Genomic DNA, 22,171 nt, shown 5'->3' with positions numbered 1-22,171 from the left:
AAGTGTTTTCTTACTGTCTCAAATACGACAATCAGTGCCGTGCCAAGAGTTTAGGCTTTTTAATATACAAGCTACTATAAAATTGTTGACATATCCCATAAGAAAGCAATAACATTAGTTATTTTTCCTGCTGGGATGAAGGTTAATATCAATTGACCTAAATCCAAAATTGCTCCACCTAAATCCGTCCAAGAAAAGTCTCCATCAAAAGATCTGTAAATTACTTTAAGCTTATATGTAAGGCTACTGACTAGTGCTGCCGCTTCCCCCACAATATTAAAACGCTTCACTGCAGCGTTAGCTATTGTTTGAGCTACCCCAGCTGCTCCTGTACCTGAAACAAAAAAGTTATAAAGCATATTCATTTCCCCCTTCAAAATTTTAATATCTGTTTTGTCACAACACAGATATTACATTTTTTTGAAGAGGGATTTTTCTAATGCATTTGATAATAGGGTTTAGTGAATTGAATATGGGCTTAATGGGATTGAATTTATATTTTGAAATATTTTATAGTTATAATATAACAAATAAGTAAAATACTATGATAGAATACAATTTGGTTGAATGTAGCTAAACTTTATGTGAAAAAGGAGGAAAAAACATGAAAAATCCATGGATAGCAGGTATACTCTCTTTTGTTTTTCCGGGAATTGGACATTTGTATTTGGGTAAAGTTAAAAAAGGACTATTATTAGTAATAATTAATATTATTTCAATACTAACTATTGGATTAATAGTTGGGATCTTCGGAATGTTGATAGTTTGGATTTACTCAATATTTGATTCAGTAAAATTAGCAAGAACGTCTAATGCAGTTGCTACCTAATTATGAAAAATATTGTTAGGCTTATAAATATTTATAAATATTACATAATATCATACTTCCTAGTGGGGATATTAACCATTGTAATTTCAAATGTTTTGGCTGCACCTCAAGAATCCATTTCAAGTATAAGAAGATTAGGAATGGAAGATACTATATATATATTTGGGAACAACTTTTTATTCGCATTGTTCTCGTATTTGATTTCTTTTTCAGGCCTGTCTCTAATACTTGTTTTTAAGATATTTGTTTTAATAGGACAAGGTCCCTCACTAGCTGGTATAGATAGCGGGATATATTATCTTTCCTCGTTTTTCCATGGAGTTGGGGAGCTGATTATAGGTTGTATAATTTTTTGTTTCACTATTGAACATATTAGAGTTTTATTTAGTGTTTATTTTGGAAACAGCTCTAAATCTCAACTAAAAACTCTTTATAAAAATTTTTTAAAGTATGTTTTACCAAGTACAATGTTTATTGTCTTTATTAGCTCTATATTGGAGGTATATATCTCTAATAGAATGATAATTTACTTTTTTTAAGGCCAAACCTGACTAAAACCTTTGTCGGATTTGGCTTTATCCTAGAGGGGGATGAGGTTGAGTTACTATACTTTTAAAATACCGATGTACAGAAAAAGCTCTAAAGAAATAGAAATTTTCGATACTCAAAATAGAACAGTAGGAAGCTTGAGAAGAGTGTACACTAATGCTTTCCAAAAAATAATTGATACTATATTTAGCAATGATATGTTTATAAACGTAGAGTCTTTTGATAAGAAGAATGATTTTTCTTGCAAGGCTCAAGAGTATGGATTGATAAGATCTGAATGGGAAATAACTACGAATTCATCTAAATATTTGTTACACAATAAGACTAAAATTAAAACTAACCCGAGAATGGAATTTGAATTGAATGGAAAAAAGCATTTCATAAAAAAGGACTTTGCAGATAGAAGGGTATATTTTGAAACTGACAGTAAAACGATAGCTACTTTTACCTACGATAAGATTGTTGGTTCTAAAACCATTGAAGCTGATATAAATACAGATAACATTCATTATCTGGAATTAATTTGCCTCTATTATGTATTTATTTTAAGGGATTGATTAGCTTATGAATTTAACGATTAAGTCTAACAAACTTGTGATTATTAAAAGAGATAGAATTCTATTCATTCCTCTTAATGAGATTTTTAATTTTGAACGTTTTAATCAAAAAACATACATTCAAACATATAACGAGGAAATACATATAAGAGATTCACTTAAATATTTGGAGACAATACTTCCAGAGCAATTTAAAAGAACTCATCGCTCTTTTATCATTAATACTGAACATGTTAGGGAACTAAAAGTATTAAATAATAATACATATGAGGCTTTTCTTCCGGGTGATAATCAAGCATTAGTTAATAGAGAATTAATTAAATTGGTTTTGTGAAACTTTATTGGAGGAGAACATTTTAATGCTTCATGTATCAAATCTAACAAAAAAAATTAATAATCAAACATTGGTAGATGATCTTTCTTTCTCTATAGGGAGGGGAAGAGTGTTAGGAATATTGGGGCCAAATGGAGCAGGTAAAACTACTACAATGAGAATGATTTTAGGATTAGTATCAAAAAAGAATGGTTCTATCACTATTAACAATAAGAGTTTAGATACTGAATTTGAAAGGGCTTTAATGGGTGTAGGAGCTATTATTGAAGCTCCTAAATTCTACCCACATTTAAGTGGTATACAGAACCTTAAATACTTTAATTCATTGGATACGAACTCAGATAATAATAGAATAACAGAAGTCTTGGAGCTACTAGGTCTCTTAAAGGATGGAAGAAAAAAGGTTAAATACTATTCTCTTGGGATGAAACAGAAGTTAGGGATTGCTCTGGCAACTCTTAACCAGCCATCTCTTCTTATACTAGATGAACCCTTTAACGGGTTAGATCCTCATTCTTTAAGGGTAGTAAGGCGATATTTAAAAGGTCTTGCATCGAAAGGGACATCTATCCTTATATCAAGCCATATTATTTCTGAAATTGAACTGATTTGCGATGACATTATGGTAATGAATAAAGGAAAATTGGTAGGGGATTTTAAAGTCAACGAACTATCATTCACTGCATCATATGTTTTAGTAAGTATAGTTGTAGATGATCTTTCATGGGCAGCTTCTGTCATTAGCTCTCAATTTAACTTAGTTTGTTGTATTGAGAAAGAGTCAGTACAAATCAAAACAAACGAAACTTCTATTCCAAACATCTTAAAAGAATTATTAAATGAAGGTATCAATGTGTACGAAGCCATTCAAAAAAGATCTAGTGTGGAAGAAAAGTTTATGGAAATTACTGGAGGAGGAGTAATTGCGTAGTATCTTTTTTTTATCTATCAAAGAAATTGAGAAAATAATAAACAAGAAGACTATATTAATCCCCGTATTTCTAATATTAGCGATTTCAATATTTTCTGGAGTAATTACATATTCCAATATCCCCAGTGGATTGAATTGGAAAGAAAGTTTAAACAACGCAATTATTGAAGATGAAAAATTGTTAGAAGAAGCTAAAAATATGGGGGAAAGTGATAAGTATACTAGTAAAATAGAAGCAAAGGTGGTAGCTGACAGGTATTATTTAGAGAATAATATAAATCCTAATAATGACTCATTTCTTGATTTTATTAATGAACATGCTGGATTAACTACTATAATTAGCATATTTGTGATTATTTATGCTAGTGGAATAATGGTTAATGAGTTTAATTGGGGCACTATTACCTTTTTATCAATTAAACCTTTTAGCCGTAGTAAATTATTTTTAGGTAAATATTTGGCTTTAATTATATTAATATTAGGGCTTTACCTTCTCCTTTTAATTTCATTGTTATTAGTAGGAATAATTATATATGGATTTAATTCAATAGACTTAGTAAATATGATTGTGAAGGATGGAGAAGTTATTAAACAAAATGTACTTTTAAGTATATTTAAAAAATACACCTTAAGCTTAGTCCCATCTATAACATTCATTACTATGGCTTATATGATTTCTATTATTACCAAAAATTCTATTGTCCCTACAGCAGTCTCGCTTGGGTGTTTAATGTTTGGAGGAACACTTACTAAAGTTATACAGGGTCAGCCGTGGTCAAAATTTGTTCTTTTTACAAACACAGATTTGACTGGATTTATAACAGGTGCAGGCGCATTGTCTTCAGAGACAACCTTACTATTTGCTATACTAGTGAACTTGACTTATACTATGCTCTTTATAATTATCCCTTTATCCTTGTTTAAAAAGAGGGATATAGCTTAAAGGAGACTAGCATGTTTAATAAATTTAAGAAAAGCAAGGAATTAGCAACGTTTTTCCAAGAAGGGTTACAAATTAAGATAAAAGAAACACGTAATGGCAGGAAGGTGAGTGTGAGGCCAAATGATTACAACAGAGTAATAGACATTTCAATAAAAGGAGACTCAATAGAATATAATATAATAGATGCACATAAAGGAAGTATGAAATTTTGCATTCCTAAAAATACTCATCGGGAGATTTTTGATGAATACCTGGAGGAAAATATTAAGAAGAACTTCAGAACGAAAAAACCTTAATCCATAGAAAAAGCCTTTCTTATCCCTAACGTACGCTGTCCACGTTTTGCTAGGTACCCCAATAAGAAGAATAACGCTCAACAATTGGTGATTATAACAATATAACTACACTTGTGTTGTATTAACTAGCCATTTTATCGTTATTAGTGCTCTTATGCAATATAACTCTTAGCGTACGTTTTACGCGTTTTGCTTTCTGCATCCCTAAAAAAAGAAATAAAAAAAAGGAACTGAACCCTGAACCCCCCGAAATGGTAGACACTTTAAAAAGTGACCCCATTTTGGGTTTTTTCTATTTTAGACCCTGGCATACTAAATTTAGCTAACTTGGACGGGAGAAGATCACACGAGTAAATTATATTCAACGAACACCAACAACGGGTATTCGAGGCGAATCCGAATGTCGCTTCTGTATTTCATCGTACGATTCAGCACACGCCGGAATTCAAAATCCATGCGTGAAAGAGAGTTAAGCGAGCAAAATTTCTGCCCAAATCTTTAGTGAAAATAAATTTGATTTAACAATTATGCATTCCAAAAAAGCGATGTCTTCTTTGAACCTGTATAGTTGCACCTAAAGCAAACGAGCCTTGAGGAAAACTTCTATTACCGTATCTTCAAAAAGACCACCATCGAGGTCAAACCATTCACCCAAAGACTTATATCACCTGATTGATTGTTCAGTTACATATTCAGGAAAATCAAGTTCTTCATCATTTCCTCCAACAGATTCATTTCCTTACATTCAACCAAATTTCTCTCTCCATTCTAAAAATAAAACTTTTATACACGAACATATATCCCTTTTTGAATTCCACATATAGTGTTATATAGGATTAATCTTGAGTAATTCTTATATTTCATTTCACGAATTAAAAGGGTATTCCAGTTCGTTTCCTAATTCTTATTAACTAACATTTTTAGTGAGTTTATTTTAAGAACAGTTATGAAATACAAAAAAGACTAAGAAGAAATTCAAATCTTCTTCTCAATCTTTTATAAACCTTTGTTTTTGATTTACTTAATAATATGTCAGTCCGTCTTAGGATCTCATTAAAATACCCTAATGCCCATAGGTTTGGCATTTATAACAATCGTGCGTATCAAGAGAAATTAAGGTTTCTTTGCAAATTTCACAAGCTTTCTTACCTTTTTTGTCCCACAGAAAAGCGCAACGTTTACAAAAGGTCATAGTATCTTCCATTGATATATAGCGTTTGTATTCTTCGATTCCTTTTAGGGTTGCGCTTTTTTTACTTGTTGGCCCGTATGTTCCCCAAATATATTCCTGTATCCTCTTCCTTTTCATACTTTCTTTCACATCATTGAAGGTACGTGCAATCCCTAATAACTGATGATAGGGAAGCATTATAGGTTCCTCAAGTTCATGATGGCATTTGCCACAATGAAAAGTTGGTTTCATCGTTTTTCGTGCTCTAACATTCCCCTTTTCACATGCAGGACACACTGCTTTAACATCGGGAATTTGTTCAAGTATTGATGGACCTCATCATCGCTAACCATCAATTGAAGATTTCCAGCACTTTCCTTTTCAAGATAAAACCGATAGAACTCACGTGTATAATCTCTATAAGAGGTGGGATGCCATGTATGGGAGCTTTTGCGCTATTGCACTGCTCGCAAGATTCTTTAATAATTTCTATTCTTTTTTTCTTCCAATGAGCTGTTTACTATGGTTTGGTAGAAGCTTTGAAAATTCTCTCCCCAGCCTCCTCGTGCGTGATTTCATCATTTAACAGTGCTGCTTCAACTTTTCCAATTCTTCTAGGTTCATTCGATTCCTTACTTCCCAAAAATTTTTACGAGATTTCAAAATTCGAAAAATTTTTTATTCCATAATTTCTAAACCATTCTTAATCTTCAAGTCTTTTTTTACTGATGTGTTAAAAGCCTTTAGAATTCCTTTTATTGGCGTCTTTAAGATTTTCTCATTATTATTGGTAAATTCGATTCCATCGTTATTTAGTAAATCTAGCATCACCTGAGTTGATACGTTCCATTTCTCCTCATAGTAATTATCTTCCAACCAACCCAAAATGAGCTTTCTCCATTTTCTATTGGGAGATTGAATATAATTTTCTCCTTCTATCCGTACAGTTAAAAGCCGTTCTCTAAACTCTTCGTACCTTTTTTTAGAAACTCGGATGATAGAAGTTAACTTTTGAGGCCGTACTTTTCTCATCTCTTTAAACTGCTCATGCCAATATTTATCCACTTCTCGCTCTCCATAACTGATTGTAGAAAATGAATTCCAGCTTAATTGAAAGCTGGCTTGATTGTTTTCATTAAGCATATAGGGAGTCTGTGATTTTGGAGCATTTGCTTCTTCCAAGCGCTTTTGTAAATCATTTATTTCTTCTAACTCTCTTTCTTTAGCTAACAGTTGCTTTTTTTCACTTCCTCTTCTTGAGATTTCACAAATTCTTCCTTCCGCTCTTTCCTCAACCTGCTCTCATTTTCGGAATCGCTCAACTGAAATGATTCCCATTCAATTTGCAGGGCGAACAGTAGAAGTCTCTCCTATCAAAAACCCGCGATATGGACCAGTATCCGCGTCATCAATATATCGGTAAATCCGTATCACATTCTTTTCTTCTATTTTGGAAATGTAGTAAATACTTTTTACTAGCAGTTCTTTACCGACATCTACCGTTGGATACCTTAGCAGTTTAAATAAGTCGTATCTATCTATATATTGGCTAATAGATTCTTTCTAATGAAGATCCTCTTTGCTTTCTCTCGAACTTAAGTATTCAATTTCCCACATGACAAGGCTTCTTTTATTTTTTTCAGTTGCAAAATTCGCTTTATCAAACAGCCATATAGATTCTAATCCATTCTCCTGAAAATAGTGGTGACGTTCCCTAAAGTTTCTTGCATATGTGTTATTTTCGTTCTCGGTCAATTCAGTCAAGATGGTGAATGCCCACTCACGGCTACCGATACAAACGTAAAGGTCTGGAAAGTGTTTATTGAACTTTTCTACTCGATACCCTTCTACAATTTCGATATTTTCTTTTCCGGTGGCAGCCGTTTTCAGTTCATCTTTAACTATACTGACTAAAATCGAATGCTTCGTTGATTCACGTTTGATTTGTTTTTTGTACTGCCTATAGGACTTTTCCATTTGTCTGGAGGCATCACAAGATTTGTTATACAGATGGAAAAAGTGACATTCACGTATATTTCCTCCACGGACATGCAGTGTTTCTTGGCAGTATGGGCATTCGTAGGTATCTTTCTCTGCCACTTGCTTTAATTCTTCCATTGTCTGGGTCTCAAGAAGCAGACTGATAAATTCCTCGGTACGATCCAACTTATGGATGGCATAATTCACGAACTTTCCCTCCTTTCAATAATTCCCCCTAGCGCTTTATCTTCTTTGTAAATCTACAAGTTCTTTTATTCCAGTGGAACCGCTACAATGAATGTTTCCAATTCCAGTCTCTCCATCTTCTATAATGTAAACAGTATTCACAAGACAAGCAATCATCGATAACGTTCGCATAAGGTTTTCCACGGTACACTCTTGATCGAATAGGACTCCCATCGATGTGCAAAGCCCAATTGCGCTCAATTGGTTTTTTTCACTTCAGCAAAAGTCAGCGCTCTCGCCTTATAAAAATTCATTTTTTCATTATGCAGCCACTTTTTATAGCCAATCTCTTCAATCAGAATTAGTTCCAACTCTCTAACTGAAATCTCTCTTTTGATGGCACTTAAATCGATTTCGAGACTGGAAATGCCTAGTTTTTTTATTTTCGCTATTTTTGCTTCATCCGTTTTATGCGTCACAGTTACTTCTATCATCAAAGCTCTTCCTTTTATCCAAACGATGACATCGGGAACGATAGCATCTATTCTATATTCAAATGAAAATAGAGATTACTTTTATCCTTATAGAAACCTTGGAGTATACTTCAATCGAGAACTTCCGATGGATATTTGTAGATGATGCTGGAGAAATTCTTCCAAGAAACATGAGTGGCAAGTGGTCAATAGTAGACTCCTTTACAAACATTTGGAATGCTTACGCATTTAAAACAGCTTTGGGTTCAAAAAATTAAAATAGGTGAGTCAGAATTAAATAAAATCAATGAAAAAGGCATCCTAAAGAGGAAGCCTTTTTTCATTAGAAAATTAAAACAGTATCAAGAAAAATCCATAATTAGTTGATAAGGTTCATTCATTTCATATTTAGTTTCATCGAGTACTTCAACAACTGATTTAGCAACTGCTTCAGCTAATAAACAGGGCACTGCATTGCCAATCTGTTTATAAATAGAGCTTTTGCTCCCCATAAAATTATATTGTTTGGGAAAAGTCTGAATAACTGCCGCTTCTTTTATCGTCAGTCTTCTCAAATTTTTAGGAGCTTCTTGATATTCCGATTTTATGTTTTTGGATAATAATTGATTATGATAATTTACAACCCAATCTTCACCTTTACGATTATACAAAAGGTTTTCATCGATAATGGGAGTTTTATTTCCTCCCATTGAAGCAGGCAATGTATTTGAAGCTTCGTCTATATTGATTGGTCTTCCCATTCCATTAAAAAGCATACCTGCATAAGGTGATTTTCTCATTATTGGATTTTTGGCTAAAGTAATTTTTGCTGTACATGTGATAGGATTCTCTTCATTTCCCGCTGGCGGAAGGTGACTGATACTCTCTCTAACAGTTACTTTATTTTTCTTTTTAGACATAATTCTAGCCATCATTTGATTTGAATCGATGTCTTTATTTAGAAACCCTATGAAGAAAACTCTTTCTCTTTTCTGAGGGACTCCAAAATCTGCAGAGTTCAGTAAAAAAGGATAACATGTATAGCCTAGCTCACTAGAAACTCTATATATTTCCTCTCTTACTCTTCCCCATTTTTCGAGGGTAGCCAACGCCTTCACATTTTCCATTACAAACGCTTTAGGTTTCACAGCCTTTACAACATCTAAAAAACTCCAAATTAAAGTGCTTCTTTCATCTTGAGGATCCATTTTTCCAGCAACAGAAAAACCTTGACATGGTGGTCCTCCGAACACAATATCTATGTCTCTATGTTCTTTCAAAGTTTCAATATAATTACGTAAGTCGCCTTTTGCTAAAATTGTTTCTGGATTATTTGTTTCATAAGTATTGCATGCATCTTTATCTATTTCATTTGCCCATTCCACATGTATACCTGCACTTTTAAAACCTACATCCATACCTCCAGCACCTGTGAATAAAGAAATTCCTTTATAAATTTTTTCCATTTGCATCACCTCTGAAATTCCGTATGTTAAAATGTGTTAACGACTCTCTATAATATAATTTTATCTGAGCAGTATATCATAATCACCTTATAAAAGGACGGTAGTTGAATTTGAAAATAACTATAGATAGAGATAAAGCTAAAGAGGTATTAAATAAAGCACTTGAGAATGCTAAAAAACCTGATTACGACCTTAAATCACCTTTTGCTAATGAAGTAAATACTATTTTAACTGCTAACCACTTAACTTTTAAATATATATTAATGACAGCATTGTTAGCAAAAGCGTCTTTTCCTGGAGTAAATCCTTTAGTTCTTCAACAACAATCTCTTTTAGAAGGAGCATATGACGCACGAACGCTTTGTCATAAAGTCTTGGTTCAATTTGAAAGAGACTATCTTTCTAATGCTCTAGGTGGTTCTAACGAACCGTTTGTAAATAACCCTGCTCGTTATACTGAACTGAATGTAAGTAATGCTGTTCGGCGAGGGACTGATCAGCAAATTCTCAACCTTTTATGCACTTTTCTTCCTAAACTTGAAACACAAGAAGAAGCATTTTCAGCATTGTCTGATGCTATCTTTATTATCTTAAAAACTGTCGAAAGTAAAAATTCTCTATATGATTCCTTCGATAAAAGATCTTATACATACGAACAATGCGAGAAGTTAACAACTAATTTAGTAGAAAAATCATTTGGAGGAGAGACATTAGCTTTAACTATCGGCGGTTTGTTAACTCTTTTTTCTAAGAACTTCAAAGAAGAAATAAGCGTAGAAGTTCATACAGTAAACCAATCTGGAGCCTCTTCTAGAGAAATAAGCGATATAGATGTATTTTTAAACAAGAAAATTTTATATACAGTTGAAGCTAAAGACAAAGAATATACACCTGAAGATGTCCAGCATGCTGTTCTTAAAGCAGCTACTTCGGGAGCCAATAGAATGATGTTTGTGACTGGTCCTCGAGGTAAATTAGTCGACACAGATAAATCTCAAGCAGATTTAGTTAATGAAGCCTCATCAAAAGGAATTTATCTATCATTCTTTACTTACAGTGAATTTACTAGAATGATACTTTCATTGGTAGTCTTAGAAGACGAAAAAATTTTTTTCGATATTCTCCTTGGAATCTCAAAAAAGGCTAGAATGAGAGCGACTACAATAGATCATTTAATTGAAGTTTCACAAAAAAATGGTTTTATTAAATAATTTAGTAACAAAAAATCATGTATTTCACTTAAAATAATATCTCTTTTTGTATATTATTTTTGTACTTAAAGTAAGTATATTGAATATTTATAACTAATTCAACTATAAGTAAAAGAATCTTGTACTTTTAAATATTTTTTATACTTTCTTTATAATGGAGGACTCTGATATATGTTATCTAAAAGGTTAAAGCTTGTAAGACAAAAAAGAAAAATGACTCAAGAAGAATTAGCACGAACTTTAGGAACAACTAAAGGGAGCATAAGTAATTACGAAAACGGACGTAGCTCACCTTCAGTAGAAGTGCTAGTAAACATAGCTAATATTTTAAATTCATCTACTGATTACCTTTTAGGAAGAACTTTGGAATCGAGTGATTTTCTAAGAGAAAAGTTAAAAGACGCACAAGAAAATAATACTCATTTTATTGAGGTGTCAGGATTGAATCAGGAAGACATTGAATTTTTAAAAAATCAAATAGAATTTTTAAGAAAAAAAAACTTAAATAAGAATTGAAAACTAAATTATTAAACTCACTCTGAAGAGTTGTTAAAGCAATACAATCTGTAATACACCTTATTTAGATTTTTATTTCCTTTAAATATGATAGGAGATTCAATTTCTGATTGCTCCTATCACTTTGATTTTGAGGTTCTGTACGAGCTGATGGATTTCTATTGAATTTAATTCTCCTATCTCAACATCTTCAGCCGTATATGTATTTTTGGCGAAGAGCAGTGTTCCTGCTAGATGTAGCTCAGTATTGTCAGGCGCAATGATTTCGAAAATAGGCAGTCCATCTGTAAACATTCCGCGATCGCTTACTACTATGGCAATCTCGTTACTATAATCGACTATTTCAATTCTTTCACAATCGAGTATTTCTTCAATTTTCTTCGTTTGTTCTGGCCTGGATATCAAAGGTATCTTCTCCACTTTTGCAAAAGGACTCACTTTCTCTACATCAAACCCAATTATGTAAACTTGTATTTCTTCAGTTAAAGACTCTATAATTCCCACCTCAAAGAAAATTTTATTTTGTTGCTATATTTTAATATTAAATTACTGTCGGCTTTTATGGTAAATCAATTACGAGATTAAATATCGCTATAGATGTAGGTTATAATAATCCTCTAATATTTTAACTTACACGCTAGAATTCTTAATAAAAGTTTTCTAGATAATAATCTTACTGAAAATCTATTATTCTTTAATGCATATTATACTTAAAATTTTAATAACATCTTTTTAACTACTTTTGTTTTTTCGAATTTTGTAAAACAAACTAGACATGTTTATAATAAGAGATTAACGCATTAGTTTAGCCGTTATCAGAATTTGGGCGGACAGTTTTAAGAAGCTTTAAAGACTCAATTACTGGATGATTATTTTGATTTCAGATAAAATTGTTATTTCCGAAAGTATTTGTTGATCTTTCATTAATAATTCGTTATAATTAAGAAAAACCGAAAGGATGTTCGGTGTATGGAACACATTAAACCACTTCGAGTCATTGAACTCTTCGCTGGAGTCGGTGGATTCCGACTCGGCTTACAAAAAGCTAATCATGAACTATTCGATATCGTGTGGGGCAATCAGTGGGAACCTTCACGTAAAGCACAAGATGCCTTTGACTGTTACTCACGTAATTTTGACACAGGGATTCATTCAAATGAAGATATTACTAAGGTTTCTGACGATACATTTCACGACCTCCGCGCTGATCTTCTAGTTGGCGGATTTCCTTGTCAAGATTATTCAGTAGCTCGAACTAAATCTGGGGAACAAGGAATTCAAGGTAAGAAAGGCGTTCTCTTTTGGGAAATTAAACGGGTTATTGAAAACACTCACCCAAAATACGTTTTATTAGAGAACGTTGATCGTTTATTGAAATCTCCTTCAACGCAAAGAGGAAGAGACTTTGCCGTTATGCTTGCTACTTTCCGCGATATGAATTATTCTGTCGAATGGCGGGTAATTAATGCTGCAGAATACGGCTTAGCTCAACGCCGTCGTCGCGTTTTCATCTTTGCTTATAAAAATGGGATTTCTTTTGAGAACGAACAGAGTAATTTCTCTCCTGAAGAAGTCGTCTTCAATAAAGGTTTCTTTGCTAAGCCTTTTCCAGTTGGAGAAGAACCATATAAAAATAGAATTTCCTCTATAGAGCTTCCGTCAGATATCGTCGAGATTTCTGATGAGTTTTCATATAACTTTCATAATTCCGGATATATGAGGGCCGGAAAAATTTTCACTGCTCATCTTTCTCCTAAACTAGAAAATCCAATTCCTTTAAAGGATATTCTAATTGATGAAGAAGCAGTTTCAGAAAAATTTTATCTAACCGAAGCGAGTATTGAGAAATTTGCATACCTTCGAGGGCCTAAGAAAATTGAACGTAAAACGGCTGAAGGACATATTTATCACTTCTCTGAGGGTGCAATGTCTCCAGTAGATGAATTGGACAAACCTGGTCGAACTATGTTGACTAGCGAAGGATCTACTAATCGAAGTACTCATATCGTTGAAGTTGAAGGTAAAAAACGGCTCCTAACTCCTGTAGAGTGCGAACGTCTTAATGGATTTCCAGATAATTGGACAGCCGGAATGAGCGATCGTATGCGCTACTTCTGTATGGGCAATGCTCTAGTAGTAGATTTGATTGAGCGGATGGGAAATAGAATCGAAGAAATCGAAAACGTGAACGAAGTAACTGAACTTCAAATGGAATTTCCAGCTTTCGGCTGACATCTTAGATGTCAGTTTTTTTATTTCTAAAAACCAACATACGAGCATTGAACCAGTTCAAACAATAGTGATGAGATTTCTAGTGTTTATATAAATTAGCGGCTAAAGAAGCGGAATCAGAAGGTTGCGGTTAAAATACGCGAAAAATAGATGATTATTGGTTATAACTCCATATGTGAGATAATAAGATTATGCTACGTACATAGGGTTGGATTAAAGCACTGCACACATCCCTTTAAAACTTCACAATTCCGAATCGAACTGTACTAAATGTTTATTATAAAGGAGATTTGTTATGGATTATGTTATACACTCACACAGACACGGTCTAACGGTAATGCAAAACGATACAAGTTGTATACCACTTTGGGATGAAATTATAGATGTTGTTACTAGTATCAGTGATAAAGATATTTATGAATTACATACTCGTTCGTATCAACACCGGAATAAAAGTCTCTCATCTGCGCTGAATACACTTATTAAAGACCGCTTTATCAATAAAGGTTGGAATTATGAAAGTAACATTTTCAACGACCCGAAATATACACATAAATCTTGGCGGTTAGATTTTGCAAAAGAGGCAGTTTCTCTTGAAGTTGGATTTAACCACAGCGGTACTATTGCATGGAACCTAATGAAACCAGTAATAGCTAGCGAATTGAACCATGTGGAAAAAGCAATACAAACTAGAATCGGTGTAATCATATGTGCTACCCAAGAATTGAAGTCTTCGGGTGGATTTGATAATGCTGTTGGTACCTATGAACAGTATGTCAATTATCTAAATCCTTTAAGAGTACAACTTACAACTCCTTTAGTAATCTTAGGATTAAAAAAGCCGGAGTCACTTTCGGTTAAACTATATAAGAAAGGCAACAGAACTTTAGGGAAAATCCTTATCAAACCAAGCAAACTTAAGCTAATTTCCTATTTGAAAAATGGTTATAAATTAAAAAGATGAAAAAGGGTTATAATTCCCTTCCCCATCTTTATTTTTCTACAGCTTAAATAATGACAGAATATCATCCATATCGTCTGTTGGCTCAGGTGTCAAAACATCACCCTCTATTGCCTCAAGCATTCGTTCTTCTTTTTCTTTTAAACGAATGTAGATTTTTTCATCAATTGTATTCCTTTTCTCTTCTTGACCTTCCAACATAAAATAATAGTACTGCGTATATTGATTTGAAGGTAATCCTAGACGATGAATACGATCTCGAGATTGCAGCATATGCGTTAAGTTAAAGGAATATTCTAAATATATGGCATCGTGACAGGTTTTATGAAGAGAAACTGACTCGGCTAAGGTATGAGGGTTTGTTATAAGTACTTCGATTTCATTATTTTTAAACATACCTATTATTGCGTCACGCTCTTCTTGGGGTGTACTGCCATAAATTACTGCAGCCTTAATTCCAAGTGCACTCAAATCTCTATATACTTTGTCTATCGTATTTACGAATATACACCAAATAATAGTTTGTTTACTTTCTCCGATTAATTCTTCAGCTAGATTGATAGCTGCCTGATATTTTGATGTAGTAGGATTTTGACGAATCAAACTTACTTCTTCTTCCGAAAAAGCTACTGGCTCGCTTATAAAATTATTGTACCAGTCACTGACTTTAACCTCTTCTTCTCCATACATCTCAATTGTATCGATTGCTTTCAACAATAATTCAGGATTAGTAGCAGCTTGAATTAAGCGAATATATAAAACAAAAGGCGAATAGCCATATTTTTCAAACAATAAATCTATAATAGCTTGTTCGTCTTCAGTCGCTGGGACTTTAATGACTTCATCCGGATTAATCTGAGGCACTTGTAACTGTTTCTTATTTGTTCTCCAGAAAAATGGATAAAGTTTTTCATTGATTTGGATAACTTCAGATTGATTTGGATTCTTAAGAGCATTAATTTGGAAATCGAAAAACATTTTATACTCTTCTGCATATAATATATTTAAGAAATTATAAATATCTTGATAACTGTTAGGAATAGGTGTCCCAGTCAATACAAACTTATAACGAGGCTTCTCAGAGATTCGTTTAGCTACTTGAGCTCTTTTACTTTGTATCCCTTTGACCTTATGAACCTCGTCGAAAACCAACATTGTACGTTCATCTAAAATATTCTGTAAAGCGGACTCATACTTTGCAAGCGACTCGTAGTTTATTAAAATAACATTTTTATCACCACTATTGATACGTATCTGCACTTCCGCGCCTTCTTCTTGATGTATATCCAATACTTTCAAGTCTTTCTTGCCCCCAAAATTTTCGTCAAACTCTAATTTCCATGATAAAAATGCGTTCTTTGGACCAATCATTACAATTTTATCGATTTTATCGATTTCTGGAGCATTCAAATAAGCAAAGACTCCATAAATCATTGAGGTTTTACCAGATCCAGGAACTGAAAAATTCGCACTTTTTTCCATTTGATGCATATAGAATGCACTCCACATCTGTTGTTCCCTTAATGGTCTGTATAATTCTCTAGAAACAATAGTTTCGAATTTTTTGAAGTCATTTATGATTTTCGGATTTCTATTTTTAATCAGTAAGCCATATTGGGAGCGTTCTTCAATCCAATAAGCTTGCTGATCAATGAATTTGGAAAGCCTTTCGCTAACCACAAATGAAAATCCCTTTTTATTAGCATATTTATCTAAAATGGAGATTATATTTTGAATCTCTATATAAGTTAAATCTTCACGGAAGTTTGGAAATCCTCCATCGTAATATTTAACGAGTTTTTTTGCTATGACAAAATCTTTTGGATTTATATCATATGAAGTTAAATTATCATGCAATAGTAGACGATTATCTTCCATTGTCAGAACTAAACTATCTTCTTGTAGCATGGCAATATCCAAAATAAGTCTTCCTTTATCATATGACATAATTCTACGCTTTATGATTTCGTTTATATCCTTTATATATATATTCATTTCTTGAACTTCATCATTCCACAATTTCTCAAATTGATTTTTTGCTTGAGAAATTTTTTGTTGATCAAAATCTGAAGATAACCAAGATGTGGTGACGTCAAATGATTCAAAATTATGTTTTATAGCTGCTTGAGTTTCATTATTAGATCCAGTAAAGTACAAGACATTCCCATCCGAATCTTCGCAAATCCCAAATTTAGAATGAAATAAGCCTCCTCTTTTGAAACCGATTTTAATATCGACATAACCGTTTGATATCAAGTAAGCTAGATTATTCAATTTCATTTCTTCGTCCACCGAGAGCTCAGCTTCCATTTTTTCTATTAACCCACGCGTAAACTTATCCCTTAAGTCGTATCCACCTTTAATCATTTCAAAATCTTCTTCACTTATATCTTCAGAAATTATAAGCCTATAACGACCATTGTTTCTTACTAACCCTTCTAGCCCTTTGCTGTAAACAGCGAGGGCTTTTGAGCTAAAATAACCACTAACTCTATCGTACTTTACAGTTTCGGTCAGAACAGGCTCATAGAACTCCTTAAGTACATTAGAAGTCGTAGTGTAGTAGCTGGGCTTTAAATTAAGCGTTTTATACATTTATTTCCTCACTATAAGCATTTAGTGTTTCGTAAATTTTTTTCAACACTTCTTCAAACTCTTCTTTATTCTCTTCATTCATCCTTGAGACAACCGTTTCATCGATGGCGTTCAATGCATCCAATGCGTTGTTTAATAAAACAATAGGTTTGTTACGAACAGCTTCATGACGATTTTGATCAATCTTCTTTGTGATAATAGTGTTACCTTTTTCTTTTAAGGAAGTATTCTTAGAAACCTTTTCATTAACAGTAGACAAGTCCACTTCTTCTTCACCCTGCAAATCTTCAAATACTTCTTCGACTATTTCCTCATATTCTTCAATAAACTTATCCGCATTTTTAGTTTTAATAATTTCATTGCCAATTTCACGAATACGTCTAGTTAAATCCCCAGTTTGGGAGGTAAGTAAAGCAGTAAATAGAGCACTCTTCACATCCTCCTCCTTACCTTCTTCTACTTTGTTCAAAATGCCTACCATTTCCTGTAATGGACCATCCAAATTTAATTCTCGTGCTATATAGTATTTTCCATCAGCATTTATAAACTCAAGAAACTCCACCATCAGTATAGCTTTTTTTAACGTCTTCTCAACTTCAGTTTTTTTCTTATTCACGTTCCGTACATATTCAGAAATAGTAAATGTCTTATTCTGCTCTAAATCCCTATATATATCTACGAGATTATCAATTGGATCGTAATCTACAGGCCGTTCTTCTGCATGTTGTAGGTTCAACTCCAACCTTTTAATATCTTTATCCGATATCCCCTCGTCTGTATCTAATATAACTGCGTTAAAGTAACAGTCCTCACCTTCCGCTGCTATTTCACGCAAGCATGTGAATCGTCTATTCCCGTCAATAATTCTACCGTTTTTCAGCACTACACCAGCTACTTTTTGTCCGAACATTTTAATGTTTATTTTCGTTTTATCGAATGCATTTTCATTTGCTTGCTTAATAAACCCGTGTAAAACACTATTATAATATTCCATATCATCAAGATTTAATAGATTGTTCTCGCTATTATATTTACTAATCCAGGTGGTAATTCGACCGTTTTGATTATTGTAAAATAAATATTCTAATGGAATTTTATATACTTTGTGATTCTTTGTTTCACCTTTTACTGTCAAATTTCTTGTACCATCAGTAAGAGTAATATCTTTTTCTATTAATTCTATTAAGTTTGTCTCCATTTTTTAGCCTCCATTTTTAAAATGAAATTTCACAACTTAGTTGAAAATTTCACTGTAGTAAAAATCCTTTGTTCTAAACACTTTTTCCAAGTCTTCGGAATAAAAATAATTCGTACTCTTTATTAACAATATCGCATTTTTATAATTTAAACGAACCCCACTTAGTTCTCTTGCACATACAATAAATTCTTCCACACTTAGAGATTTCTTCTCCTCTAATATAAATTTCACAAAGCTTCCCGTAGTGATGTTTTCGAATGTGCGTATAAATACTGTTGTCTCCTCAACTTTTATAGACTTGAGATGACCTTGTCCTTTTAAGATACTCTCATAAAATATAGGTTCAAATCCATATTCGTCCATTTCATGTGAAAATCCCTTCTCAGTCAAGTAATCTAAAGTAAAGAACCTGTTTGATCCAATAAAATTTACAACTGCTTTCTTATAATCTTCGATAGTACCTTTATCCAATCCCCCTTTACTAAGGTCTCTATTTGTTAAGTAAATTCCTTCTCCTACATTAATCAATTGATATGCATTCTCAAGATTATTAATTTTCCTTTTAACTTGGTCCAATCGAAAGACAGGTAAATCTGGAACAACAAAATAATTCTCTTTAAAAATTTGCCCCATCAAATATTCATTAAAATTTCCGATGCTTTCTGATACTATGACACCAGGCATTACATTAAATCCGATTGCATATAAATTTGCGCCGTTAATATCCATCTCATTAATATCAATTTGATTTTTTAAAGCTATTTCAAGAAATTCATTGATTGTATAAACTTCTTTCAATAGAAGACTCTTAATTTTGATGAACTCAATATTTTTTTCTGAATTCACAAAATCAAATTGCAAACTGGCAGTTTTTAACGGTGGTAAGTCTTTTACAATATGGGCAGCATAGCTCGCGTTAATCCAATATGCTTGCTTTGTAATAAACTGGCCTCCAGGTATCTGAACTTTATCATTGCCGTCCTTTGCTTTTGGACGAAGATGCACCACCGGATTGTCTCTAATACCCGGCAAGTTATTTGTAGTTATTGTTTTCTTTCCGTGAAGCTTCTCTTCCAGTTTTACACCCTCGTTAAGAATTTGGTGTGTAAGATTCCACATGTGTCTAACTTCCCTATTTAAAACACTTTCAGGCATCTCCCAGATTTTCACTCCTCTAAAATAGAGTATTGATTCTTGATTAAGATGTTTTTTATATTGAAAAACAAAAAACAGAAAAATTGTTTCTTCAAACTTCTTTTTTAAATAACTAGTTTCCCAAGTTTCTTCAGATAGCTTTAAAAAGTTTACTTGTTCGAAAGACATTGACTCTTTAGAACTTCCCACTTCATTTAACTTTATAGTTTTTATAACTAACTGCTTTGGTTTACATTTATCAGCAGCTTGTTTCTCATCAAACCCCGATTGCATTAATAACTTATTAAGAACCTTGACAGCTGAAGTTTTAGGAGATATTAAAGTTGGATTAAGTCCTACCTCTTTAGCTATCTGCAAAAAAGAAAGACCCTCAAACTTCTTGAATACCTCCAGATTTAAGTCAATATTAGCTAAGCTCATAATAAGCATCCTTTCTATAATATAGTGCTTGGCCTATTGTATATTAAAATAATTTTACAATTTTTTTAAAAACAAGTTGAACGCTCCTATAATCATAATCTAATATATGTATTTGTTCCTATTATATAGCAATTTAATACAGTTATAAATATATAATTTATTTTTCTGAAATTTCTGTATATAAATTTATAGTTTTCTTAACTATTGATTTTTAAATCAGCACGAAATTATTAGAAGAATCTACTAAATGAAATTGAAATACTTAAGGAACCTTTTACAGTCTGTCTTTCTAGTTGGTTTTATTTATGTGAATATAGATTAATCGAAAATAGTGATAATCATATGCTTCTTACCTTCTTAAAGGGAGAAGCATATAGAAGTGGATTGAACAATATATAACCTACTTCAACAATGAACGCATCAAACGAAAAATGGCCGGCATGAGCCCGGTGCAGTATCGGATATGCGCCAGCCAATTAGCTACATAACTAAAACCCTAAATTTAAGGGGTACTACCTTGGTGTTAACGTTTCGCAGTCTTCTTTTATTCACTACTCACGTACTGAACAATTTACTTCAACCCTTCTTTACTAATCCACGCCTCGCCAATTCGAATGGCTTCATCCGCTCTTTTTTCCTTCACAGCGAAAACATACCGTTGACGAAGGGTTCGATTATTATCTGTCGTTCGTTATGTGATGTCCACTTGACCTCCCTCCTACAACTGAAAAATATACAGACGTTTAAATATTTTAATCAACAAATCAAAATATTACCGAATAAAATATTGTTATTTCCTTACATTCACTCCTTATTACATGGTATATTTTGGACTAGAAATCAGAGAGATAGTTTTGTAGAGAGATAATAGGGGGATTTTTAAATGGATATCGTTTTTGGTTTATTACTGTTTGTTGCCTTATTGGCTTTAGTCGCTAGTATCGCGATGCTACTGGTCAGTTCACTATTTAAAAAGGGATGGACGACAAAGAAAGCAGGTTTAGCTACAGGAGTTTCATTTGCAATCATGGTTGGCTCTGTTATTGGCCTGGGCTTTACGATCGAAGAAGTGGAGACTACGGAGGAAGTTGAAAGTGAGCCTGCAGTGGCGGATTCAGAAAAGGAAAAGGAAGAACTTCTAGCTCAGGAAAATGCTGAAAAGCAGGCTGCTGAAGAAAAGCAAAAAGAAGAAGCGCGTCTCTTAGCTGAAAAAGAGGAAAAAGAAAAAGCTGAAGAACTTGCGAAAAAACAAGAAGAAGAACGTTTGGCTAAAGAAAAAGAGGCAGAAGAGGAAGTTTTAGCAAAACAAAACAATGACTTATTCGCAGGCTATGAGCTAATCGAGGTAGACGGCGGAGATTTGTCTGGCGATCGTGAGTCTAACGTGGCTGTTAACATTGGCTTTGGCGACCGCGACTATTGGGCGTTCACGAACGAATACGGCCAATTGGAACGGGTTGTAGCGGACGAAATCGTTTTGCAAGATGACGATAATGAACCTGTATTAGCGTCTGGCCGATATTATTCCGACGAGGCAAAAGTTCCAGGTGTGGAAAGTGACGTATTAGATGAAGGACACGTACTTGCGGATTCGCTTGGTGGGGTATCGAATGCTTATAACATTACGCCACAAGAAAGCACGCTCAACCGACATGGTGATCAAGCTTATATGGAAGATGCCATTCGCAAAGCAGGTGGCGCGACCCATTTTGAAGCAATCATCACTTACCCAGATACAGAAACGCAAATTCCTTCAAGTTATCAATATACGTATACGATAATGGGGAACGAAGTTGTGGATACTTTTGATAACATAAACCCTGATGAACTAAATGCATCGCTCGGCTTAACCCAAAGTGAGCCGACAGAGTCCAGTAGTCCAACGACAAACGAAGATGTTTCGAGTGTGGATACAAACGGCAATGGACAAGTAACGATTGCAGAAGCCAAAGCAGCCGGTTTTAGCATGCCAATTATGAGCGATCATTGGTTATACCCGCATATGCGAGATAATGACAATGATGGGATGGTTGGCGAGTGATTTTTTAACTTGCGTGCAGCAACCCACTTTTTTTGAACGAAAGAAGCCGCAATCAAAAACAAGTCTGTTTTTGATTGCGGCTTTATTTTTTTTACTTAAGTCCTTTTATAAGGACGTGCTCGAGGTC

At 33.5% G+C, this 22,171-nt stretch carries 22 protein-coding genes; 12 read left to right on the top strand and 10 right to left on the bottom strand.

Annotated elements, in window-relative coordinates; translation table 11 throughout:
* Nucleotides 1–74: 74 nt before the first annotated feature.
* Entirely contained in the window at nucleotides 75–359 is a 285-nt protein-coding gene (locus GPDM_RS01000; RefSeq protein ID WP_008428029.1) for a hypothetical protein, read from the bottom strand.
* 245 nt (nucleotides 360–604) lie between these two features.
* Between GPDM_RS01000 and GPDM_RS00995 the strand changes: the two genes are divergently transcribed.
* The 6 genes from GPDM_RS00995 (at nucleotide 605) to GPDM_RS00965 (ending at nucleotide 4,439) form a co-directional block, all read left to right on the top strand.
* Nucleotides 605–829, top strand: coding sequence for a DUF6677 family protein (locus GPDM_RS00995; RefSeq protein WP_008428027.1), 225 nt, complete (start codon nucleotides 605–607; stop codon nucleotides 827–829).
* A gap of 596 nt (nucleotides 830–1,425) precedes the next feature.
* On the top strand, nucleotides 1,426–1,935 hold the full coding sequence (locus GPDM_RS00985) for a tubby C-terminal domain-like protein (protein ID WP_008428026.1): 510 nt from the start codon (nucleotides 1,426–1,428) through the stop codon (nucleotides 1,933–1,935).
* Nucleotides 1,936–1,942: 7 nt separating this feature from the next.
* The gene (locus GPDM_RS00980; protein ID WP_008428024.1) at nucleotides 1,943–2,269 is read left to right on the top strand and encodes a LytTR family DNA-binding domain-containing protein; all 327 of its coding nucleotides are present in this window, start codon (nucleotides 1,943–1,945) and stop codon (nucleotides 2,267–2,269) included.
* A 25-nt stretch (nucleotides 2,270–2,294) separates the two neighbouring features.
* Complete coding sequence (locus GPDM_RS00975; RefSeq protein WP_008428023.1) at nucleotides 2,295–3,200, top strand: ABC transporter ATP-binding protein; 906 nt, start codon at nucleotides 2,295–2,297, stop codon at nucleotides 3,198–3,200.
* Nucleotides 3,193–4,143, top strand: coding sequence for an ABC transporter permease subunit (locus GPDM_RS00970; protein ID WP_008428021.1), 951 nt, complete (start codon nucleotides 3,193–3,195; stop codon nucleotides 4,141–4,143). Before GPDM_RS00975 ends, GPDM_RS00970 begins: the two co-directional genes overlap by 8 nt.
* A gap of 11 nt (nucleotides 4,144–4,154) precedes the next feature.
* Nucleotides 4,155–4,439, top strand: coding sequence for a hypothetical protein (locus GPDM_RS00965; RefSeq protein WP_008428020.1), 285 nt, complete (start codon nucleotides 4,155–4,157; stop codon nucleotides 4,437–4,439).
* Between the two features lie 1,063 nt (nucleotides 4,440–5,502).
* Here GPDM_RS00965 and GPDM_RS00960 read toward each other — a convergent pair.
* From GPDM_RS00960 to GPDM_RS00940, 5 genes are all read right to left on the bottom strand, one after another.
* Nucleotides 5,503–5,862 carry a hypothetical protein gene (locus tag GPDM_RS00960; protein ID WP_008428018.1) on the bottom strand — a complete coding sequence of 120 codons (360 nt, stop codon included), beginning with the start codon at nucleotides 5,860–5,862 and terminating at the stop codon, nucleotides 5,503–5,505.
* A gap of 426 nt (nucleotides 5,863–6,288) precedes the next feature.
* On the bottom strand, nucleotides 6,289–6,792 hold the full coding sequence (locus GPDM_RS00955; protein ID WP_039862652.1) for a hypothetical protein: 504 nt from the start codon (nucleotides 6,790–6,792) through the stop codon (nucleotides 6,289–6,291).
* Between the two features lie 381 nt (nucleotides 6,793–7,173).
* On the bottom strand, nucleotides 7,174–7,797 hold the full coding sequence (locus GPDM_RS00950; RefSeq protein ID WP_008428014.1) for a competence protein CoiA family protein: 624 nt from the start codon (nucleotides 7,795–7,797) through the stop codon (nucleotides 7,174–7,176).
* A gap of 236 nt (nucleotides 7,798–8,033) precedes the next feature.
* On the bottom strand, nucleotides 8,034–8,270 hold the full coding sequence (locus GPDM_RS00945) for a hypothetical protein (protein ID WP_008428009.1): 237 nt from the start codon (nucleotides 8,268–8,270) through the stop codon (nucleotides 8,034–8,036).
* A gap of 341 nt (nucleotides 8,271–8,611) precedes the next feature.
* Entirely contained in the window at nucleotides 8,612–9,715 is a 1,104-nt protein-coding gene (locus GPDM_RS00940) for a DNA cytosine methyltransferase (RefSeq protein ID WP_008428007.1), read from the bottom strand.
* A 104-nt stretch (nucleotides 9,716–9,819) separates the two neighbouring features.
* Between GPDM_RS00940 and GPDM_RS00935 the strand changes: the two genes are divergently transcribed.
* Nucleotides 9,820–10,926: a restriction endonuclease, SacI family gene (locus tag GPDM_RS00935; RefSeq protein ID WP_039862649.1), complete on the top strand. Its 1,107-nt coding sequence runs from the start codon at nucleotides 9,820–9,822 to the stop codon at nucleotides 10,924–10,926.
* Between the two features lie 171 nt (nucleotides 10,927–11,097).
* Entirely contained in the window at nucleotides 11,098–11,442 is a 345-nt protein-coding gene (locus GPDM_RS00930; protein WP_008428003.1) for a helix-turn-helix domain-containing protein, read from the top strand.
* Between the two features lie 99 nt (nucleotides 11,443–11,541).
* Here GPDM_RS00930 and GPDM_RS00925 read toward each other — a convergent pair whose 3' ends face one another.
* Nucleotides 11,542–11,880: a hypothetical protein gene (locus tag GPDM_RS00925; RefSeq protein ID WP_237704110.1), complete on the bottom strand. Its 339-nt coding sequence runs from the start codon at nucleotides 11,878–11,880 to the stop codon at nucleotides 11,542–11,544.
* A 531-nt stretch (nucleotides 11,881–12,411) separates the two neighbouring features.
* Here GPDM_RS00925 and dcm point away from each other — a divergent pair.
* Together dcm and GPDM_RS00915 are read left to right on the top strand one after the other, a co-directional pair.
* Complete coding sequence (gene dcm, locus GPDM_RS00920) at nucleotides 12,412–13,674, top strand: DNA (cytosine-5-)-methyltransferase (RefSeq protein ID WP_008428001.1); 1,263 nt, start codon at nucleotides 12,412–12,414, stop codon at nucleotides 13,672–13,674.
* A gap of 295 nt (nucleotides 13,675–13,969) precedes the next feature.
* A complete protein-coding gene (locus GPDM_RS00915) occupies nucleotides 13,970–14,638 on the top strand; it encodes a BglII/BstYI family type II restriction endonuclease (protein ID WP_008428000.1) in 669 nt (222 codons plus the stop codon).
* Between the two features lie 36 nt (nucleotides 14,639–14,674).
* On the opposite strand, the gene GPDM_RS00910 is transcribed toward GPDM_RS00915, so the two are convergent.
* The 3 genes from GPDM_RS00910 to GPDM_RS00900 are packed head-to-tail and all read right to left on the bottom strand — an operon-like array spanning nucleotide 14,675 to nucleotide 20,003.
* On the bottom strand, nucleotides 14,675–17,230 hold the full coding sequence (locus GPDM_RS00910; protein WP_008427999.1) for an SNF2-related protein: 2,556 nt from the start codon (nucleotides 17,228–17,230) through the stop codon (nucleotides 14,675–14,677).
* Nucleotides 17,223–18,428, bottom strand: a complete 1,206-nt coding sequence (locus tag GPDM_RS00905) for a hypothetical protein (protein WP_008427998.1) — start codon at nucleotides 18,426–18,428, stop codon at nucleotides 17,223–17,225. The genes GPDM_RS00910 and GPDM_RS00905 overlap by 8 nt, the downstream gene beginning before the upstream one ends.
* Nucleotides 18,429–18,464: 36 nt before the next feature.
* A complete protein-coding gene (locus GPDM_RS00900; protein WP_008427997.1) occupies nucleotides 18,465–20,003 on the bottom strand; it encodes a MutH/Sau3AI family endonuclease in 1,539 nt (512 codons plus the stop codon).
* Between the two features lie 383 nt (nucleotides 20,004–20,386).
* Here GPDM_RS00900 and GPDM_RS16985 point away from each other — a divergent pair, with 383 nt between their 5' ends.
* The gene (locus GPDM_RS16985; protein ID WP_081458190.1) at nucleotides 20,387–20,491 is read left to right on the top strand and encodes an IS3 family transposase; all 105 of its coding nucleotides are present in this window, start codon (nucleotides 20,387–20,389) and stop codon (nucleotides 20,489–20,491) included.
* Between the two features lie 395 nt (nucleotides 20,492–20,886).
* A complete protein-coding gene (locus GPDM_RS00895) occupies nucleotides 20,887–22,044 on the top strand; it encodes a DNA/RNA non-specific endonuclease (RefSeq protein WP_008427996.1) in 1,158 nt (385 codons plus the stop codon).
* Nucleotides 22,045–22,171: the final 127 nt, after the last annotated feature.

The sequence above is a fragment of the Planococcus donghaensis MPA1U2 genome (assembly GCF_000189395.1).
Taxonomy (GTDB): domain Bacteria; phylum Bacillota; class Bacilli; order Bacillales_A; family Planococcaceae; genus Planococcus; species Planococcus donghaensis_B.
This window is presented reverse-complemented; position numbering and strand designations above follow the sequence as displayed.

Bases quoted from the DNA above. Each gene is read 5' to 3' on its own strand.
- GPDM_RS00930 (WP_008428003.1), top strand. From the start codon at position 11,098: ATGTTATCTAAAAGGTTAAAGCTTGTAAGACAAAAAAGAAAAATGACT.
- GPDM_RS01000 (WP_008428029.1), bottom strand. From the start codon at position 359: ATGCTTTATAACTTTTTTGTTTCAGGTACAGGAGCAGCTGGGGTAGCT.
- GPDM_RS00975 (WP_008428023.1), top strand. From the start codon at position 2,295: ATGCTTCATGTATCAAATCTAACAAAAAAAATTAATAATCAAACATTG.
- GPDM_RS00910 (WP_008427999.1), bottom strand. From the start codon at position 17,230: ATGTATAAAACGCTTAATTTAAAGCCCAGCTACTACACTACGACTTCT.
- GPDM_RS00940 (WP_008428007.1), bottom strand. From the start codon at position 9,715: ATGGAAAAAATTTATAAAGGAATTTCTTTATTCACAGGTGCTGGAGGT.
- GPDM_RS00900 (WP_008427997.1), bottom strand. From the start codon at position 20,003: ATGAGCTTAGCTAATATTGACTTAAATCTGGAGGTATTCAAGAAGTTT.
- GPDM_RS00895 (WP_008427996.1), top strand. From the start codon at position 20,887: ATGGATATCGTTTTTGGTTTATTACTGTTTGTTGCCTTATTGGCTTTA.
- GPDM_RS00965 (WP_008428020.1), top strand. From the start codon at position 4,155: ATGTTTAATAAATTTAAGAAAAGCAAGGAATTAGCAACGTTTTTCCAA.
- dcm (WP_008428001.1), top strand. From the start codon at position 12,412: ATGGAACACATTAAACCACTTCGAGTCATTGAACTCTTCGCTGGAGTC.
- GPDM_RS00980 (WP_008428024.1), top strand. From the start codon at position 1,943: ATGAATTTAACGATTAAGTCTAACAAACTTGTGATTATTAAAAGAGAT.
- GPDM_RS00945 (WP_008428009.1), bottom strand. From the start codon at position 8,270: ATGATAGAAGTAACTGTGACGCATAAAACGGATGAAGCAAAAATAGCG.
- GPDM_RS00915 (WP_008428000.1), top strand. From the start codon at position 13,970: ATGGATTATGTTATACACTCACACAGACACGGTCTAACGGTAATGCAA.
- GPDM_RS00960 (WP_008428018.1), bottom strand. From the start codon at position 5,862: ATGAAACCAACTTTTCATTGTGGCAAATGCCATCATGAACTTGAGGAA.
- GPDM_RS00905 (WP_008427998.1), bottom strand. From the start codon at position 18,428: ATGGAGACAAACTTAATAGAATTAATAGAAAAAGATATTACTCTTACT.
- GPDM_RS00995 (WP_008428027.1), top strand. From the start codon at position 605: ATGAAAAATCCATGGATAGCAGGTATACTCTCTTTTGTTTTTCCGGGA.